Source organism: Paenibacillus massiliensis subsp. panacisoli DSM 21345, from assembly GCF_000426545.1.
Taxonomy (GTDB): domain Bacteria; phylum Bacillota; class Bacilli; order Paenibacillales; family Paenibacillaceae; genus Paenibacillus; species Paenibacillus panacisoli.
The window spans coordinates 32,467-48,311 of sequence record NZ_AUFO01000021.1 but is presented as its reverse complement, the minus strand read 5'-3'; the positions used below and the strand labels follow the sequence as shown (position 1 = coordinate 48,311).

12 protein-coding genes are annotated in these 15,845 nt (G+C 46.5%); 3 read left to right on the top strand and 9 right to left on the bottom strand.

The features are described 5' to 3' along the window. Positions 1-19 precede the first annotated feature (19 nt). Positions 20-1,978, bottom strand: a complete 1,959-nt coding sequence (locus K331_RS0117325) for a BglG family transcription antiterminator (RefSeq protein ID WP_028591283.1) — start codon at positions 1,976-1,978, stop codon at positions 20-22. Between the two features lie 266 nt (positions 1,979-2,244). Between K331_RS0117325 and K331_RS0117320 the strand changes: the two genes are divergently transcribed. Continuing rightward, a complete protein-coding gene (locus tag K331_RS0117320) occupies positions 2,245-3,654 on the top strand; it encodes a prolyl oligopeptidase family serine peptidase (protein WP_028591282.1) in 1,410 nt (469 codons plus the stop codon). A gap of 170 nt (positions 3,655-3,824) precedes the next feature. Here K331_RS0117320 and yaaA read toward each other — a convergent pair whose 3' ends face one another. From yaaA to K331_RS0117305, 3 genes are read right to left on the bottom strand one after another with little or no spacing between them, the layout of a single operon-like run. Further along, positions 3,825-4,577 carry a peroxide stress protein YaaA gene (gene yaaA / locus K331_RS0117315; RefSeq protein WP_028591281.1) on the bottom strand — a complete coding sequence of 251 codons (753 nt, stop codon included), beginning with the start codon at positions 4,575-4,577 and terminating at the stop codon, positions 3,825-3,827. A gap of 56 nt (positions 4,578-4,633) precedes the next feature. Continuing rightward, positions 4,634-5,404 carry a hypothetical protein gene (locus K331_RS0117310; RefSeq protein ID WP_028591280.1) on the bottom strand — a complete coding sequence of 257 codons (771 nt, stop codon included), beginning with the start codon at positions 5,402-5,404 and terminating at the stop codon, positions 4,634-4,636. A gap of 39 nt (positions 5,405-5,443) precedes the next feature. After that, on the bottom strand, positions 5,444-7,216 hold the full coding sequence (locus K331_RS0117305) for a methyl-accepting chemotaxis protein (RefSeq protein WP_028591279.1): 1,773 nt from the start codon (positions 7,214-7,216) through the stop codon (positions 5,444-5,446). 231 nt (positions 7,217-7,447) lie between these two features. On the opposite strand from K331_RS0117305, the gene K331_RS0117300 reads away from it, so the two are divergent. Next, positions 7,448-8,785: an MFS transporter gene (locus tag K331_RS0117300; protein ID WP_028591278.1), complete on the top strand. Its 1,338-nt coding sequence runs from the start codon at positions 7,448-7,450 to the stop codon at positions 8,783-8,785. A 74-nt stretch (positions 8,786-8,859) separates the two neighbouring features. Here K331_RS0117300 and K331_RS0117295 read toward each other — a convergent pair whose 3' ends face one another. Next, positions 8,860-9,801, bottom strand: a complete 942-nt coding sequence (locus K331_RS0117295) for an ADP-ribosylglycohydrolase family protein (RefSeq protein ID WP_028591277.1) — start codon at positions 9,799-9,801, stop codon at positions 8,860-8,862. Between the two features lie 175 nt (positions 9,802-9,976). Here K331_RS0117295 and K331_RS0117290 point away from each other — a divergent pair, with 175 nt between their 5' ends. After that, complete coding sequence (locus K331_RS0117290) at positions 9,977-11,908, top strand: AraC family transcriptional regulator (RefSeq protein WP_028591276.1); 1,932 nt, start codon at positions 9,977-9,979, stop codon at positions 11,906-11,908. Positions 11,909-12,084: 176 nt separating this feature from the next. Here the strand turns inward: K331_RS0117290 and K331_RS32265 are convergent, their stop codons facing one another. The 4 genes from K331_RS32265 to K331_RS32725 form a co-directional block, all read right to left on the bottom strand. Further along, on the bottom strand, positions 12,085-12,234 hold the full coding sequence (locus K331_RS32265; protein ID WP_166653147.1) for a hypothetical protein: 150 nt from the start codon (positions 12,232-12,234) through the stop codon (positions 12,085-12,087). Positions 12,235-12,257: 23 nt separating this feature from the next. Next, a complete protein-coding gene (locus tag K331_RS0117280; RefSeq protein ID WP_028591275.1) occupies positions 12,258-13,643 on the bottom strand; it encodes a contractile injection system protein, VgrG/Pvc8 family in 1,386 nt (461 codons plus the stop codon). Between the two features lie 121 nt (positions 13,644-13,764). Next, positions 13,765-14,328, bottom strand: a complete 564-nt coding sequence (locus tag K331_RS0117275; protein ID WP_028591274.1) for a hypothetical protein — start codon at positions 14,326-14,328, stop codon at positions 13,765-13,767. 134 nt (positions 14,329-14,462) lie between these two features. Beyond that, a complete protein-coding gene (locus K331_RS32725) occupies positions 14,463-15,827 on the bottom strand; it encodes a hypothetical protein (RefSeq protein ID WP_028591273.1) in 1,365 nt (454 codons plus the stop codon). Positions 15,828-15,845 lie beyond the last annotated feature (18 nt).

Here is a 15,845-nt window from a genome sequence, read left to right as displayed (position 1 = left end):
CTATGAAGAGTCACCCTGCTCAGAGCTTATTAAATACTTCGAGAAATTCATCATAGGTCGTAGCCTGTGCAGCTTCGTTGATTCTCGCAGGCGAATCCAGTAATGCCTCGACTTTTCCGTACATCATCGTTAACAAATCTTGCTCTTTCGTATTCACTGCGAACAGTAATATAAGTTTGATTTTCCGCCCCTGATATCGAATTGGAGTCTGGAAGGTACCGATGGCTATCACCGACTTTCTCGAAACGGCTTCCATTGGATGGGGTATGGCGACCGCGCAATCCATAATTGTGGAGTACAGCGCCTCCCTTTTTAAAACCGAATTATAGAATTCCGACTCCTTCTGGATATATCCCGTGTTATGCAGCTTCTTGCATAGACAAGCGATTCCTTCAAGGTAGCCCTCGTTGCCAAAACGAACATATAGTTCCGAGTCCAAAAAGCTATACCCACACGCTCTCTCATCCCTAGTAACCGGGTAAGCCGTCTTATTCAGAAAACGGTTGACCTTGGCTACATCCTCACTGGTTACTAGAGAGTTCACATGAACAATAGGGATGTCATAGCTACCCTGAATTGGTAGAGTTGTGATAATCAAATGAACGGCACCAAATTCTCCACCAGCCACCTTGGGCAACTGATACAACGGAAAATGGCCTATGATATCAATCTGATCACCAAATGAGGACAATAGTCTACGCTTGACCAGCTGGGCAGTACTCAAACCTGAGCCGCACAGAATAGCAACCCGCTGTTTCTCTATTTTTTCCTCCAAAGCGACCGCAATGTGTAGGGCAATATACGTGAGCTCGGACTCATTGATTACGAGATGAAGCTTTTTCTGAAGAATGGGTATAATTGCAGTCGCGATCTCAACAGCTAATGGATAGTTTTTCTTCACTTCTTCTCTTAGCGGATTATCCTGATATTGCCCTCGGCGAATTCGATGCAACATGGAGTTCAAATGCAGGTCAAGATTGGACAAAAAGGTTGGATTATCCGTAAAATCATAACCATATTTGTGCTGGATCTCTTCCATCAAATGATTTGATATCTCTTTAGTTTCATCTTCAATGGTGATTTCTTCACTGTCCATCTTCATAACTCGCTTAGCCTTGAAGCTCTGCTCCAAATAAGCTTGGTCACCTGCTCCTACATGGATGTGAAAAGTGCGCTCCAGTTCACCAATAAACTTTTGAACCAGATTCGAGCTGTTGATATCCTGATCAGGGAGCTCCGCATAGAACCCAAGCTGGATTCGCTTGCAGCTAAGCAGAAAGTCAACTGTTAGTAAATCAACATCACTGTCTGTCATGGAGTACCCTGCTTCATTCAGACCACCGACGATCATATCGTAAATGTACAGGATCTCCCGATTGATATTTTCCGTGACTAGCATATGGTTCAGCTTCCGTAGCAACGAGCCCAGGTCCGTCAATTTCTCCTGGTTGAGCACCTGTGAGAGAACTATTCGCTTTATACTTTCCGAGCCTTGAAGATACAAACCTTTGACGGGCGAGACAATAAGCTCAATTTGTGGAAAAGACTTTAACAACTCAATAATCTTTTTGATGTCATAGTTGATCGTGGTCTTGGATACATAAATTTCTGATGCCAGCTTCTCCATGCTAATGCTATCCTGCGTGGAAGCAAGCTTCAGCAGAATAAAAATCATTCGCTCCTCAGGTGTATTGGGAATGTCCCCCAACCACTCCTGCTGTTGCATCATTTTTTCAAGTAGATTTGAATTTCTCACCTCTTTTTTCAAATAATAGCCATGCTGCCTAGACGATTCGATCTCCAGATCGTAAGGAGCAAACATTTCATTAAGCGCTTTCACATCTGAGCGAATGGTTCTTGCACTTACATTAAAACGTTTAGCCAACTGCTCCCCCGTGATCGGTTGATCTTCACTTAACAATTGTTCAATAATTTCCTTATGCCTTTTGAGTATCAATGGGATCACCACAACTTTCATTGTCTATTCTAACTTCAAAATTCGACATCCTACCATTCAATTAATTTCCTATGTAATGAGGAAATGACCTCGGTTCAAGCTCTCTCTTAACGGAATCCATACAAAATAGTGCAAAGACAACCGCATACGTTCCACATGCGCATTTGACTTTTACATACCGAATCATCTATCCCGGTGATAGAAATCCTTGTCAAAAAGATCCTGCTTTGATACGCTTACATAATATTGGCTTCTTAAAAGAAATTTCACAATTAGGAGGAATAAGCATGACTAAGCAACGCACACGACGTTTTGCCACAGGACTTCTCGCTTTGACTGTATTATCAGGTACTTTGACCTCTTTGTTTGTAAGCGCTAACATTTCTTATGCCGAATCATCTATTCCATCCTACAAGCTGCTGACCAAAGTGTATGACGGAGGTCCCGGTATCTATAAGGTCATACTGAACATCAATACGGAAGTACTCGCGAGTTCGATTGAGAAGGATAGCTTTAAGGTACTCGTTGAACGCACGTACCCACAATTGAATCTTCAAACAGGGATCAGCTATGAAGCCTTCGACAGCAGCAGTCGACAAATCCAGCAGATCTATCTCTCTGACGAGCAAGGGAACGCCTCTGAGCAGGAAGCTGGTAATTACATCACGATCGAAATGACTGTACGGCCTGACGATCCTACTACCAGCCCGATTTATTATGATCTGTCTGCCACACATAATAAATATGCTAATTATCAATATACCATTATCCAGCAGCAGCCCTTGAAAAATACCGAAGGCAGTGAAGTTACTAACCTGACTACAACCAAACACAATCCTTATACTATAGTTGAGCAAACAGTCGATGAATTTGATACTAGTGGAAAATTCAACTACACAGATGCGCAGCATGGAGATATTACCCTCACCTATGCGTCCTACAAGCCTGAAGGCACCGTACAAAAGCGGCCCCTGATTATCTGGCTTCACGGCGCTGGAGAGGGTGGTACGGACCCACGCATTTCGGTGCTGGCCAATGAGGTAACTGCATTAGCTGAAGAGCCGATTCAGGGGTATTTTGGCGGCGCCGAGGTTCTAGTCCCGCAGACGCCAACCATGTGGATGAATGACGGTAGTGGGCAATATACCAAGGATGGCAGCAGCATGTACACCAACGCCCTGCTAGCTTTGATTAAGCAATATGTTGAGGACAACAAGAATACGATCGATACAAGTCGCATCTATCTTGGTGGAGGCTCCAATGGTGGCTTTATGACCGTGAATCTACTGCTTGCAGATCCTGATTATTTTGCGGCAGCCTACCCTGTAGCCGAAGCTTACCTGGATGCCTGGTTAAGTGATGAGGACATCGCGAAGCTGAAGCAAACACCGATCTGGTTCACGGCTGCTGAACAGGATCAGGTCGTCAACACAGCCAAAAATACCACGGCAACCTATCAACGCCTCGTACTAGCCGGAGCACCTCATGTTCATTATTCTTACTTTGACAAGGTCACAGATATCCGGAATGAGTACGCATTGGCGGGGGGAAGCGTACAGCCATATGAATACGATGCACATTGGTCCTGGATCTACGTATTGAATAACGATAGCACCAAGGATTTTGATGGCACGCCTGTGACCGTCAATGGCAAGGCTGTTACCCTGATGGAATGGCTCGCAGCCCAGCGTAAATAGTCCTCACCCGTGGCTGGCACCTATCTCCACAATCAAAGGTATAGAATCTCTCCAAGGTAGGCTTTGTAATGCCTTCTTTGGATCGCATACAAAAAGGGGACAGGTGTACTGTCCCCCAAAATCCAACTATGGTGCAAGATCTACTGAATTGGGCAGACCAGTTTTCCGCCTCATTTTTCAAGTGTCTGTATGAAAACATAAGTGCGCTCGTCGGACAGTTCCTCTGAAAAACCATAGTTTAACCGGTCAAAGCTTCGAATGCCCTCCACGGCTACAATCTGCCGTTCCGCCATAAAACGTACCATTTCTCCCCTGGCCATCTTGACCTGAGTTCCCTTCTCAATAACCTTTCCGTCTATCTGCTGCCCAAAAATACATGTGATAAACCGATCCTCTTTGCTCAAAAAAGGAGAAATGCATTTGCTATACTCCTTGGAAGCCAAATTCAGAACGCAGCTACTTTCGGAGAGAAGCCGATCTGCGAGCTTTCTGCCCCAAAATTGGTAGAGAGAGCTGAAGTCGGGGCCTCCGAGCCTTGCCTGCATCTCCAACCGGTACGGAGTCACCCCGTCAAAAGGACTCAACATCCCATAAAACCCGGATAAAATCCGCAAATGTCGCTGAAGGTAATCCAGCTCTTCATTTTCAAAAACGCCCGGCGCCATGTACTGATACTGGATGCCCTCATAGGAGTAGATAGCCGGCGTCAAATTACCCTTCAAATTCATATGCTGGATCCGCTCGACATTCAGCGCAGCGATAGCATCGTTGCACTTCCACAACGTTTTGAGTTCATCGTACGTAAGTTTTTGAAGCAAATCTAGTAGGTGCTCTGACTCCTCCATAAATCGAGGCAACCCGCGGTAAGCCATGTTATCCGTATCTACCTTCATCTTTTTGGCGGGCGATATTATGATTCTCATCTTGCCAATCCTTCCCTCATATACAGCTGTATCTGTTATGCCTTATGGCAATTCAGCTACTTCTTCCAGTGTATTCCACTTCCATTGGCTGACATTGGAGTCGGCCCTCCTAGAGCGGGCGCATCTGAATCATTCGTCTGGTTACGACTGATCATCTCTGCAATCTTCATCTGAATAATGGGTACCACTAATATATTGAGTAAGACCAGAGACGATCCCGCAAGCGCCAGGGCCAACACATACACATTACGGTTAGCCTTTGTACCTAGCACCTCCTGCAATCGATCACCAGGTCTGGCCAGTGTAGCATGGCCGTGAAGCAGATTGTACGACAAATAATAATAAGAGATGACTTCAACCAGCGCCATACAGTAAGCCGAGACAACAGCATAAATGATCCATCCCAGGATAGGAATCCAAAGCGCCACTTGAGCCAGAAGATTTAATACAGTCCCCCCACTGGCACCACCAATCATCACAAGTACATATACCCACAGGAACTTCCGTGTCCCTACACGCATAATCGACGAGAGCTTCATGTCCCCCTGAACGGCTAGAGAAGGCATAAAGTAAAGTCCCGACCGCAAAAAGGTCCACACGATACCGAACAAAATAGCCATGAGGAACACCAGTAACAAATCTCCCAGCGGTGTCCAATCCATTGCCGAAGGCAATTCGTCCTCTACCTCCAGAATCAGGACAAACATATCGAATATTCGGGCAAAATTGTCCTTCAGCATAATGAAATACAAGGTAACCAAAATAATTAACGGTAGTGTTCGCAATAAAAGGTTGTATTTCAGATAATCAACATACGTAGCCTTCAATCATAGATCTCCTTTACGTCATATTTAATTCGGGTGTAGCTATTCAATAGTACGATCACCCTCACCATGAATCTTGTAGTCTGCGATCAATGAATTGAGCTGTACCGCACTGTTCTTCACCTGATCAGACTGCTCAGTAACCTGGGAGGACTTCTCGCTTGATACTACCATATTTTCGGCGATATGCTGAGTAGATACTGCAGATTGCTCGCTGGCTGTTGCAATTTCATGAATGGCTCTCACCATGGACTCTACTGTATCCCGGACCTGCTGGGAGGTAAGATTAAGCTCCTGTACAGTATGGGTATACTCCACCGTATCCCGGAGATATTGGCCAGCCGTGTCCTCGAGCAGCTGGTAATCCCGTCCTACCTGATGCTTCATGAATTCCAGTAGCTCCTCAGCGCTAGTGGACAAGTACTCCACCGATTGCACAACCTCATGTGTAACGCTCTGGATCTGGTCCACTGCGTGTCTGGAGCTATCAGCAAGCTTGCGAATCTCATTCGCAACGACGGCAAAGCCTCGACCTGCCTCTCCTGCGCGAGATGCCTCAATAGATGCATTCAAGGCAAGCAGATTCGTCTGTGCAGTAATCTCCAGAATTGACTGCGAGAGCATACGAATCTGTTCGACGGCCTTAGCCTGCTGAAGAGCTTCGGCCATTTTCTGGCTCGCCGTCTGGTACACTTCTTTTGCTTGCTGGCTGGATTCACCGGCTTCACGCTGCAATGCCTCGGCCCTCCGACTTGTGCTCTGTGCCGTCTCTGTGCTCTCATGAGAGCGGCTGGCGATGGACTCGATGGCGCTTTTTACTTGCTCTGCAGAGTCATTCATATTTTGGGCATAAGCACTGGTCTCCTGCATCGTGGCGGATAGCTGCTCTACCGTAGCCGAGACATCACGAATCTGTTCATTGAGCGCAGCAATATTATGATTCGTCTGATCACTGAGCCCACTAATATGACGAGACTCACGTACAATACCAGTAATGACGCCGGTTGTATTGCTTGTCATCTCCTTAATAGCACGAGAAATGACGGCAATCTCGTTGTTCCCCTGAAGTAGTCGGGGATCGAGTGAGGCTGTCATGTCTTTTTGAATAATCTGACCACAGTATTCGGTAATCATCTTCATCTGATGCTTGGTTCTACGAATGACCAGGAAGGAAATCGCAGCGAGCAGGAGCACAACCCCCGTCATGACTGCAACGAGCAGGCTCCTGTTCTTCGTTATTTCTTCCTGAGCCTCCCCATACAGCAGCGCTGATTGCTCGTTGTTGTAATCGGACATTTTCGTAATCTGTTCAACTATCGCTGTACTGGACGAGTTAATGCGTCCGCGTTCCTCATTATCATAGGTTCCCGTATCCTTCTTGACTGCCATAATCCCTTCAATATCCTGATAGTATGTATCTATTGCAGCCTGCAATCGGCCATACATCCCCTGCTCTTCGTTGTCCAGATTCATTTGCCCGAAGCTGTTCAGGTTATTGCTTACACTGCCCTTGCCCTTCTGCACCTGCTCGTACTGTTTATCCGTATATTGCGGATTGTCGAGAACCTTCGTATAGTTAGCTCTCATATTGTAGAAGTCTGCCTTGAGCTGAAGAATCACTGTCTGGTGCTGAAAACGGTCATTGTAGAGCGTGCCCGAATCCTTTTTCATCTCATTCATTCCTGATAAGCCTACAAATGTTAACGTTAACAAACCAACCAGGCCAATAATGACCATCATCAACATTGCCGTGCTGATCCTGATATCCAACCTTGCCTTGGAGCTACTGGCTTCATTCGTGCTTCCTGTTTCCATTTCCAATTCCCCCATTTATCTGTAAATGAAATAACCTATCTTGTTATATATCGGTTATTGGGGGCTTGCTCTACATATGATAATATGACTTATCAGTGTTTCTCACTGCATAATTCATGCAAAGTATTGGATAATGATATGGCAATATTGCTATATCAATTTTTAAGGAGTACAATTTAAATAGTATGAAATTCGTAATTCACGTCATTTTCAATAGATAGGAATGGTAGTATGAAAGACAAAATCGTAATGCCCCTCTGGACCTGCTGTCTGTTCATTGTCGTCATGAATACAACGATGTTCAACGTATCCTTGCCTGCCATTATAAAGGATCTTGATATTACGGCTGATCTCGGTGCCTGGGTCATTTCCAGCTACTCGATCGGTTATGCCCTCTCCACAGTAATATATAGTCGCTTGACTGATCGCTTCCCACTGCGCAAGCTGGTCGCAACAGGTCTGCTGACCTTGGGATTAGCCTCTGTGCTTGGATTATTTGCGCATTCCTTCGCCTTATTGCTAGCTACCCGCATTTTGCAATCCGCTGGTGCCGGAGTGATGGCGGGGCTGGGGCTAGTCATCGCCAGTCGATATGTGCCAGCCCAGCGTAGAGGTGCTGCCATCGCCATGATCTCATCAGCTGGAGCCATGGCTTTCGGCCTGGGACCGATCGTCGGAGGTCTGATTAGCGAATATTGGGGCTGGAACGGGCTATTCGCGGTTACTGTGCTTGTTCTTGCTGCTCTGCCTGTGCTCTTGTACTTTTTGCCTCGGGAAAAGTCCTCCGCTGGCAGCTCATTCGATGTTATTGGCGCCATGCTGACTGTCATCAATGCTGCCTCGCTGCTCGTAGCCATTACAACGCAATCCCTGCTGTGGTTAAGCGTCGGAGTCGTGTCGCTTATCGTGCACGCTATATATATACGTCGGGCGAATAATACGTTTATTCATCCCCGGCTCTTTGCGGTGCCTGGCTATACAAGACTGCTACTCATCGGCTTCGGTATCCTGATTCTGAATCTGGGCAACCTGTTCCTGATGCCCTTAGTGCTAGCCAACGTCTTCCACCGCAGCTCACTCATGATCGGACTGCTGATTGCTCCTGGTGCATTGCTATCTGCTGGCTGTGCCCGCTTCGTTGGCCGCTGGATTGATAGTCGTGGAGGCATGCGCTTCCTACTTGTCGGACATGTGCTGCTAAGCGCTGTCCTGCTGTTGTTCATGCTGGAAATTCATGCTTCGGCGCTGATCGTGACCCTAGGGTATCTCATCTTCTCTCCTGCGTTCTCAGCCACGATGGCTTCCGTCAATAATGAAGCTGCCCGGCTGCTGCCTCGGGAGTTGGTGGGCTCCGGAATGGGCTTATTGCAGCTGATTCAATTTTTCGGCGGCTCAATGTCTGTAGCCTTCTGTGGTCTGCTGCTACACAGCAAGAGCTATCTGCCATCTGCAGAGGCCTACAGCTATGTGTATGGCATCCTTTTGATCGTCGCTCTTGTCTCCTTCGGCATCGCCGTATGGCATAGTAAGGCTGCAGTGTCTTTAGCGCAGTCCGTGTCCGACCATTGAGAGACACAGTCGGAATTCCTGAACATTTTCAGCTATAGACTTGCTACATTGGCAAGTATCTACTAGCCTTCTAACTACTCTTGGCCAAGCATGCCCCACAGCCTGTCTGTAAGCTCCTGTAGCTCATCCTTCATAGCAAGCCGTGCAAGCCAGTGCTCCGGGATCTGATCATAACCGTAGTAAGCGCCAGCCAGTTGACCATACACTGCTCCGGTCGTGTCCGCATCATCTCCGAGATTCACAGCGAGTAGTGCCCCTTCCGCAAATGAGCTTGTACGATCAAATGCCCACAAAGCAGCCTCCAGCGAGCGAATGACATATCCGGTCCCTTTGATCTCTGGCGGCTCCCTGTGCTTATACGAACCATCAATGACCTCCTGCAGTCCGGGAGACAGCTCCTTCTCCCCAAGCCAGTCTTGCCATGTCGTGGACGCTAGCATCATCTGTTTGTCTGCTCCCTGCATAGCGGACACCAGCATCGCAGCCAGCACGGCGCACGCTTGTACACTTTCGACCGCACCGTGTGTCGTTAACGAGCTCTGCTCGGCATAGCGTATGGCCTGCACAGGCTGATGGGCATAAGCCATGACCACCGGTGCCAACCGCATAATAGAGCCATTCCCAGCTGTCATAGGGTCTGTCAGACCACTATACGCCTCGCCAGTATGCTCGAAGCGCTCCAGCGCAGTACGAGTCGCATTTCCGATATCAAAACAAATTCCAGTGCTGCTCAGATAACCGGTCCTGTACCAATTCACATATCTGCGCATCTGGTCCCCTGCATCGAAGCCACCGCATCTGACCAGGCTTTCCCCCAGACATAGGGCCATGGAGGTATCATCTGTCCACTGACCTGGCTTCAGGTCAAACACGCCTCCACCAACCATATCCTTCACAGGCGTAAAAGTGCCGGGGCTGCTGAACTCCACAGTGGTGCCTAGTGCATCCCCTACCGCTAGACCGACCAGACACCCATGATGACGATTCCGGTTCACTGTATATTGAGTCATGTACATTCAATCCTTTCTGAAAATAGAATAGACATTCTATCCTATCTAGTTCACTTCTGTTAAATATACTATAAAATAGACCATACATAAGCTTTTTTATAGGCAGGGCACATTCATTGGGTTTATGCCAAATGCTTATTATAATTACATTCATGTCAAGCAACTTGAGGTGTAGGATGTCGTGAAATGGTCTAAACAAATTCAAATCTGGAACGAGACGCCGCTCATACTGCTGGATATCCGTCATATCCGGATGAAAAAAGACGAAGAGCTTCGTTCCTATCGGTTACCTGCGAGCTCCTTCATCTATGTGAATCAAGGGAAAGGATTCATTTCCTTGAGCGGTCTGGAGATTCACCAAGTTCATCATCATGCGATCCACGCTGGCAAGGGAGAATCACTGAGCATCCAGTGTTTAACTGAACCATTGGATTATTACATGATTATGTATAAGTCGTTGCCCGATCCCAATCAGCTTCAGGAGAGCAGTGCAGCTCAGTCGGAGCCTTTCTCTGAAATATATGCTTTCACAGCTGGCCATCCCCTACGTCTTCTTCCTTTGCTGGAACGTATGCTCGAATGCTGGAGGAATGGACGGGAGCTGGATAAATTACAAATGAAAGGGCTGCTGTATCAATATATTTACGAGCTTTATCATCAACGAGAGCTATCTCCACTCCCTGCCCAGAAGCCTGACCTGGCCGTGCAGGTGGCCCAATTTATTCAGCACAATTACCAGCAACAGCTGTCCATGGACCAGTTGTCTCAAGCGATGCATTATAGTACACATTACGTGGCACGAGTGTTCAAGCGCAAATACGGCTGCAGTCCCATGGAGTATCTTGCACGTACTCGCATTCAGAAGGCCAAGCATTGGCTTACTCACAGTGACCTCCCCATCCGGGATGTGGCTGATCGTGTCGGCTATAAGGATATGTATTACTTCAGTCGTCTATTTAAAAAGATGAATGAGGTCACTCCTGCTCAGTTCAAAATGAAGCAGTTGTCTCTGCAAGGTTCAATTCGTCCTGAAATGAGGTTCAAATCGTTCATTGCTTCGATCGAATCAGAACGCTATAGTGTTATAAGTGATAATGATTCTCAATACGGAGCATGGAGTGTGAATGACATGAAATCAGGTCTTAAGCCGACCTTTGCAGCAATGCTGCTACTCTTTAGTCTATCCCTGATTTTGGCGGCCTGTGGGGCTACCGAGCCACAAGCACAGCAGTCGCAGGGAAATGCTGCGCAGACGGGTGATGCTGGTGCTACGGATACTGCTGCACAATCGACCAGAGTCTACAAGGATGCCTTGAATCGGGAAATAGAGATTCCTGTAGAGCCCAAACGAGCTGTGGTGATTACCTATGGTGGCTATCTGCTACCGCTGGGTCTTAAGCCCGTTGGTGTAGACCAAGTAGTATTGGACTTGTATCCTGAGGATATGGCTGGTGTAGAGAGCATTGGAGAGGGACTTGGTAACCTGGAAGCCATCTCGGCACTAGAGCCAGACATCATTATTTTACCCGAATACTTTGATCAGGCTACGTATGATAAGTATCAGGTCATAGCCCCTACCGTCGCTGTATCCTGGGGCGGTGATCCCGATGTAATCAACATTCTTGGAGACATAGGCGAGGTCATGAACCGCAAGGCTGAAGCGGACGCCTGGATCACCAAATTCGAGGCCAAGCTGCAGGGCATCCGAGACAATATCAAAGTCAACCTGCCAGAAGGGGCGACAGCAATCACCTTTATTCTGTACAAGGGTGAATTCCTGCTTGGCGGTAAAGGAGGCACACTTGGCAAGCTCGTCTATGAGGACTTCGGCTTCCAGATGCCTTCGCAGTTCGAGCAATATGCTGATGGCGGCGATGCTCTATCAATGGAGGAGCTGGCTGGCAGCAACAGTGATTACTTCTTCACGCAGATGAATGATGATGAATTACCAGCCATGCTGGATCTGTTCGAGCAACCGCTCTATCAGACGATCCCCGCTGTGAAGAATGATCGCATTATTAATGTCAGTCGTAACAAGTGGAACTACGGTCCCTATCTGGTCGAAGAAGCTGTTGATGAGCTCATTAAGCTGGTAAACGAGAAGATGGAATAAACAACTTGGGCTATAGCCGAAGAGAGCTGCCTTCAATCATCACATAGATGATTGAAGGCAGCTCTCTTCTCTTATCCGTTCTTGTACCCTATTCTCTTACACTTTTCTTTTGCTTTTCCATTTTTTTTTGGATCAATAAATAAAGCATTATCAATGAATAAAGCATAATGAAAATGTTAAGACTCTTGTCTGGCTGTGTTCGTAGCTTCCGTTACAACAATGTACGGATACTCTCCATTAGCAATCTTCCGCTTCCATTCCTGGATCATATCCTCGCGCGTACGGGGCTTCTCCTGAACAACTGCCCCTGTAGTTACCTTAGCCATCCTCATTTCTCCTATGCCATGCATTATTGGATGTTGACCTTCGCCCCGGTTATGGATACATTCCCATCCATCTCCAGCAGACTGGTTTTACATTTAAGCCCAATCGCGTCCTTGGCCGTAATCTGTACGGTATTTCCTGCCTTGAGAGAAAGGGTCCCATCCGCCTTAACCCGAATATCTTTGGTACTGCGCAGCTCGATACCGTGATCATCCAGCAAACGAATCACTACTTCATCATCCTGACCCGTAATCAGAATCTCGTGCTGATCGAAAATAATGGCTTTACGATATTTTGTCATGAATAGCTTGACTGCTGGGTCTTTGATGAAATCGCCGCCCTTGGAGCGTCTACGAATCGAGTGGGTTATAATCGCATCCTGCTCTTTATTGCTCGGGAAATATACATCTACAAAATCGAACAATTCAGGCATGCAGTACCATCCTGTATTCCCCTCAGAGGTGTAGAAGGTTGCATATGGAAAAGCGTGTGTCTCAGCTACAGCTGGCTTGTCCTTATCTATTTCATAGAAAAAGACCTTCACATGATCCTGCTCCAGTCCAATTACCTTGGATTTCAATGTCATTCCCCGGATGCTCTCATTGAGAATCAGTTCCTGCTGCATTCCTTCCTTCGTGGTAAGGACATATTCATGCCAGAGGGCACTATGGCGAATCATAGTCGAGGATTGCAAGACCCACAGCGTCATATTCCTGAACTGGGTCTCGTCTCCGATACTCAGACGCTGCCCGCTCATTCCTTTCGTCTGCACCTTGTAATACAGCAGATTTGAATCGTTAGGCTCAGCTTTTCTGGTAACTGAATAATTGTATGAGCTCAGCTTGCCCTTCTGCGTACCGTCAGGCAGACCGAAGTAAAACTGTTGCTTGCTCGTCAGTGGATCAGGAATCAGCCCCCAGCCAAAACGAGAAGCCATACGCTTCAAGAACTCCCAGTCCGTCTCCTCATACTGTAAAGTGAAGTTTTGAATTGTCTCGTCCCGTAGAGGATGTGTGCAGTTAGCTTCCTTGTATCTGGCCAAGACCTTATCCAGTATAGCCTTGTAGGGCATATTCTTATTTTGATAAGACCTGCTGCGCTTCTCCTCATCAAGCTTGATGGTATAGGATACAGCCTCTGCTACAAGATGAGCTACATCCGCCACCATTTTAATGCGCACCTGACTGATGAGACCCTTGAACAGTAACGTTCGCTTGTCATCATCCTCCTGATAAGACAGCATCAGACCTGCACCTGTATCCATTGCTTCCACATATTTTTCTGGCTCTTCTCCTGTCAGCACCGCTGTAAGATACATTTTCGCATGATTATTGATCCGTTGAACCAGCTTGATTTTTGGATTCTTCAAGGGCAGGGCGCTGCCATTAAGATAGATGATTGGTATACCCATAGGATGATCCCCCTTCGAACGATGACTGCCACGTAGCAGCGCTGCATATATACTTCATGTTTCTCTGGCTAGTCCACAGTATCTTCTACTTGCAATGGTGCACACATACTTATTATTCTCATCAGCTATCCTGCTGTTCAATCGAACGTTGCATATTCCATTCAATAAAAATATTGGCGATCTTCTTCGTAGCTTTATCCACACTAAATTCCAAGACAAGCTCATCGAGACTATATTTCAGTACAGTGATGTCCTGATTTGTATTATCTTGCTGTACAGTTGGCTCTCCATAAGCTTGCAATATAGCATTCAGGTGATCACCTATCTTAATTCCTCTTCTTGTAGCAAGATTGGACGATTCCAGACTTGTAGCTACGAGATAACTTTCTCCATACGCGAGTTCTTCAGCTTGTAGGCTCATTTCAGACATGACTATCAAACGCAGATCTGGGTTGTTATAGTTAGGATATACAAGGTTCCATCGCCTATTTTCATCATCTCCGCTAATGAATCCTTGATTATTAGCTTCATAGTCCTCACCATATCCCAGCTTTTGAATGAGTTCCTGCACATTGGTTGTTCGTTGAATAGCGACAGATTGATATTGTATAGTAAAGTCTTCTGTTTGTAATGAAGGTACCTGTTCTTGCTGCTGAATCTTATGAGGTTCATTTTGCAATGTCACTGATGGAGGTTTCTCTTGACTAGTTATCGCTTCATCTGCAGTACATGCACTGAACAATAAAAGGCATAGCAATTGGACTGCAATTACTGAGTATATTTTTATTGACCTAATTACCAAAAGATATCAACTCACTTCTAGAATTTCCCGACAATGGTATACTCACCATTGTTTTTGCCTAAGCTAGTTTGTCCATTTCGGCTAGTTACAAAAGAAGCATTTTTAAGCTTAATGCCCTCTGACTGCACAATTTCTTTTGCCTTGTTCTTCGGAATGCTCTTCAAGTACATCTGATACTCAGCAGATGAGTTTTGACTAAGGTTATCATAGATTTTTCTGACACCTGAATGCCATGCATTATCACCTGCGTAGACTCCCAGATCAATTCGTTTGGAACTCATCCTAATAATTGGCGTAGACCAATTGCAGTATTGAAAAACATCCCCGTCTCCACTAATTCCTTTTAGATTTTTATTCTTATGAACAGCACTTCTAAAGTCCTCACCGTAATAAATATATCCAAGAATTTTTCCGAAAATCAGACTATTGGCTTTCATTAAATCCTTAGCGTAATCTTTTTCAACACCATGCTGACCATCTGCTGCTCTGTTATCACTGCTTGTATTGAAGCTTCCTGTTCCTTCTTGAATGATAATTGCTAATAATAGTCTAGGATCAATCTGGATTTGATAAGCGTTATCTATAGCCCTTGAAGCTTCCCATACACCGTCTACCTTGCTCTGATTCCATGTCACTTTCTTAAATTTACTCAATCGCTGATTAAGATATTTTTCTGCTTCAGAACTCCCAGAAAGCTTAAGTATTGAGGCAGGAATCCATTTTCCACTAGGTGTATTTGTAGTACTGGAAGGAGGTTTTTCTTCTTCATTTGCAGTGGGAGGTTCTTCTTCGACTGGCTTTTGATACTTCCCAATAATCGCCTGTGCCTCCTGGCTGTATTTATCCTTCGCTGCTTTTACAGCCTTAGGGTCCTTGCTGAGATCTTTGCCGTCTACGAGGCCATGATCATGAGCGGCATACCATTTAGCCGTCAGCTCATTCAGCTTGTCCGCATCAGCCTTGGAGGTTTTCGCAATGGTCCGAATCAGATCCAGCTTCTCACGAATGCCCTTTCCTGCTTGCTCTGCTGCCTTCATCTGCCGGATGTTACCCGTAGCCTGTCCCTCCATCCAGAGCAGGGTCTGCTTCTTCATCTGTTCCTGTGCCCACTTCGGCATGTTCGCCATTTCCCGTAGCTTGGAACGGAGGCCCTCGGCCAACTTTTGCGCTTTGCGCATCCCTACCTCATCGCCGTTAGCCTTGGCAATATACCAAGCCTCCTTATACTTCCTCATCCAGTCCTGGGCCCAATCGGGATAGGTCAGCTTTTGCTTCTTCTGCTCCGCTACCAGGTCGAAGGACTTGGCCTTCTTACGAGCACTGGCGGTAGTTAATGCCTTTAGCATAGGTGTCGCACCAAAGGTAGGCTCTTTCCATTTCATGCCCTGCTTCACCTCTCT

What these genes read in the sequence shown, in the direction of transcription:
- K331_RS0117325 (WP_028591283.1), bottom strand. Translation starts at nt 1,978, where the DNA reads ATGAAAGTTGTGGTGATCCCATTGATACTCAAAAGGCATAAGGAAATT.
- K331_RS0117320 (WP_028591282.1), top strand. Translation starts at nt 2,245, where the DNA reads ATGACTAAGCAACGCACACGACGTTTTGCCACAGGACTTCTCGCTTTG.
- yaaA (WP_028591281.1), bottom strand. Translation starts at nt 4,577, where the DNA reads ATGAGAATCATAATATCGCCCGCCAAAAAGATGAAGGTAGATACGGAT.
- K331_RS0117305 (WP_028591279.1), bottom strand. Translation starts at nt 7,216, where the DNA reads ATGGAAACAGGAAGCACGAATGAAGCCAGTAGCTCCAAGGCAAGGTTG.
- K331_RS0117300 (WP_028591278.1), top strand. Translation starts at nt 7,448, where the DNA reads ATGAAAGACAAAATCGTAATGCCCCTCTGGACCTGCTGTCTGTTCATT.
- K331_RS0117295 (WP_028591277.1), bottom strand. Translation starts at nt 9,801, where the DNA reads ATGTACATGACTCAATATACAGTGAACCGGAATCGTCATCATGGGTGT.
- K331_RS32265 (WP_166653147.1), bottom strand. Translation starts at nt 12,234, where the DNA reads ATGGCTAAGGTAACTACAGGGGCAGTTGTTCAGGAGAAGCCCCGTACG.
- K331_RS0117280 (WP_028591275.1), bottom strand. Translation starts at nt 13,643, where the DNA reads ATGGGTATACCAATCATCTATCTTAATGGCAGCGCCCTGCCCTTGAAG.
- K331_RS32725 (WP_028591273.1), bottom strand. Translation starts at nt 15,827, where the DNA reads ATGAAATGGAAAGAGCCTACCTTTGGTGCGACACCTATGCTAAAGGCA.